Here is a 588-nt window from a genome sequence, read left to right as displayed (position 1 = left end):
CGCGCGCGAGGCCGGGATGCCGGTCGGGATCGTCCACGACCTCGCCGTCGGCGTCCACCCCGGCGGCGCCGACGCCTGGGCGCAGCAGGAGTACTTCGCGGCCGGCATGTCCGTCGGCGCGCCCCCGGACGCCTTCAACGCGCGCGGCCAGGACTGGGGCCTGCCGCCCTGGCGCCCCGACCGGCTCGCCGCCCGCGGGTACGCCCCGTTCCGCGCCCTGCTGCGAGGGCTGTTCCGGTACGCGGGCGCCCTGCGCATCGACCACGTGATGGGCCTGTTCCGGCTCTGGTGGGTCCCCGAGGGCCACCCGCCCACGGAGGGCACGTACGTCCGTTACGACGCGGAGGCGATGCTCGCCGTCCTCGTCCTGGAGGCGTCCCGGGCCGGGGCGACGGTGATCGGCGAGGACCTGGGGACCGTCGAGCCCGGCGTGCGCGAGGCGCTGCGCGAACGGGGCGTGTACGGCACGTCGGTGCTGTGGTTCGAACGGGACTGGGACGGCGACCGGCGCCCGCTGCCGCCGGACGCCTGGCGCGCGGACTGCCTGGCCACCGCCACCACCCACGACCTGCCGCCGACGGCCGCGCG

Annotated in this window: 1 pseudogene; it reads left to right on the top strand. The window is 77.7% G+C overall.

What is annotated here, in order from left to right:
• Positions 1–588, top strand: a pseudogene (locus tag B7767_RS40160) (4-alpha-glucanotransferase); the annotation flags it as partial.

The organism is Streptomyces sp. 13-12-16, assembly GCF_002114215.1.
Classification (GTDB): domain Bacteria; phylum Actinomycetota; class Actinomycetes; order Streptomycetales; family Streptomycetaceae; genus Streptomyces.
This window is presented reverse-complemented; position numbering and strand designations above follow the sequence as displayed.